Here is a 2,249-nt window from a genome sequence, read left to right as displayed (position 1 = left end):
GCCTCCGGGCTCGTCCGCGGCCGGCCCGCCGGCGACACGCTGAGCGCGGGCGTGGCGCTCGCCGTCGCCGCGGTGCCCGAGGGCCTGCCGTTCCTGGCCACGGCCGCGCAGCTGTCCGCGGCCCGGCGGCTGTCCGGCCGCGGCGCGCTGGTGCGCAACCCGCGGACCATCGAAACGCTCGGACGGGTGGACGTGCTGTGCTTCGACAAGACCGGCACGCTCACCAGAGGCAAGATCCGTCTCGGTATGGTGTCGGACGGCAGCCACACCGTCGCCGTCGGCGAGCTGACGGAGCGGCAGCGCCAGGTGGTCGCCGCTGGTCTGCGCGCCACCCCGGTGCGGGTCAACGGGCGCAAGTTGTCCCATCCCACCGACCGGGCGGTGACCAAGGGCGCGGCCGCCACGGACATCCACCGTGACCACGGCCTGGGCTCCTGGTCGGAGCTGGCCTCGCTGCCGTTCGAGCCGGGCCGCTCCTACCATGCCTCTCTCGGGGCCTCCCGAGGGACGCCCCGAGGGACGTCCGCCGGGGACGCCGGCGACACCGTGCTGCTCAGCGTCAAGGGCGCGCCCGAGACGCTGCTGCCCCGGTGCGCCCGCTGGCGGACCGCCCGGGGCGACGTGCCGCTGGACGGGCGTGGCCGGGCGGGTCTGGCCCGCGAGCACGTCGCGCTGGGCCGGCGGGGATACCGGGTGCTCGCCGTCGCCGAACGCGCGATGCCCGACCACAGCCGGCAGGTGTCGGACGACGATCTCGACGATCTCACCTTCCTGGGTTTCCTCGGCCTGTCGGATCCGGTCCGCTCCGGTGCCGGGCCGTCCCTGGTCCAGCTGCACGACGCCGGCGTACAGTCCGTGATGATCACAGGTGATCATCCGGCTACCGCGCAGACGATCGCCACCGAGCTGGGGCTCCTCGACGGCGGCCGGGTGGTGACCGGCATGGAGATCGACGCGCTGGACGACGACGCGCTCGACGCGCTGCTGCCCGAGGTGACGGTGGTCGCCCGCGGCACCCCGGCGCACAAGGTCCGCGTGGTGGAGTCGTACCAGCGGCTGGGCAAGGTGGTCGCGATGACCGGCGACGGCGCCAACGACGCGCCCGCGATCCGGCTCGCCGACGTGGGGATCGCGCTGGGCGGACGGGGCACCCCCGCCGCCCGGGCCGCCGCCGACGTGGTGGTCGTCGACGACCGGCTGGAGACGATCCTCGACGTCCTGGTCGAGGGCCGGTCGATGTGGGCGTCGGTGCGCCAGGCGCTGGGCATCTTCGTGGGCGGCAACCTCGGCGAGATCGCCTTCACCCTCCTCGGCGCGCTCGCCACCGGCACCTCCCCGCTGTCGGCCCGGCAGCTGCTGCTGGTCAACCTGCTCACCGACCTCGCACCCGGGCTCGCCATCGCCCTGCGCCAGCCGGATCCCGGCCGGGCCGGCGAGCTGCTCGGGGAGGGGCCGGAGAGATCGCTGGGCCGCGCGCTGCTCCGGGAGGTCGCGGTGCGCGCGGTGGCGACCACCGCGGCCGCCACCGGCGCGTGGATCGTCGCCCGTCCCACCGGCCGGCGCCGGCACGCCAACACCGTCGGGCTGGTGGCGCTGGTCGGGGCGCAGCTCGGCCAGACGCTGCTCGTCGGCGGGCGTTCCCGGTCGGTGCTGCTGAGCGGCCTGGGGTCGGTGGCGGCGCTGGTTATGGTCGTCCAGACGCCCGGGCTGAGCCGGTTCTTCGGCTGCACCCCGCTCGGACCTTCCGGCTGGGCCGTCGCCATCGGCGCCTCGGCCGCCGGAACCCTGCTCTCGATGACGCTGGAGCCGCTCGCGGCCCGTTTCGTCCCTCCCGAGGGCTCCGGCGCCGCCGGTACTCCCAGCTGAGATCGTCATTGACGAAACCGTCATGCGAATGTCGCTCTTTGTCACAGATTGACGGCTCAAACCGCTGCGCGGGTGACTTTTGTCGACCTAAGCTCGATTCGATGGCGTGGAGCGCGGGGCGCGACGGCCCCGATGGGGGCCGGCATCGATCGCCGTGGAGGCGGTCGGGCCGGATTCTTCCCATTCGATGGGGGCGCCTTGTGGCGCTGGCACTGGCGTTGGCGATCGCGGCCGGGCTGGGCGTGTGGCTGCGTTTCCGCCCCCTGGAGTCGGCCAGGGCACAGCCGAACACCGCCGTGACAGCCATCGAGGGGCGCCAGCCGGGGGGTGGTGCCGCTGGCGGCGAGCCGTCGGCGGCGACATCCGCGGCCGGTGCGCAGCCG

2 protein-coding genes are annotated in these 2,249 nt (G+C 74.6%); both read left to right on the top strand.

The annotated features are described in order from the left end of the window. Positions 1 to 1,866, top strand: a 1,866-nt coding sequence (locus tag CM1CMNOD_RS23080) for an HAD-IC family P-type ATPase (protein WP_242625451.1), incomplete at its 5' end; no start/stop codon positions are given. A gap of 200 nt (positions 1,867 to 2,066) precedes the next feature. Continuing rightward, positions 2,067 to 2,249, top strand: a 183-nt coding sequence (locus tag CM1CMNOD_RS11540) for a hypothetical protein (RefSeq protein WP_207387487.1), incomplete at its 3' end; no start/stop codon positions are given.

Origin of the sequence: Protofrankia symbiont of Coriaria myrtifolia (assembly GCF_900634755.1) — a bacterium.
GTDB classification, from domain to species: domain Bacteria; phylum Actinomycetota; class Actinomycetes; order Frankiales; family Frankiaceae; genus Protofrankia; species Protofrankia coriariae.
The sequence above is the reverse complement of the archived record's forward strand: the minus strand, read 5'-3'. Positions and strand labels throughout refer to the sequence as shown.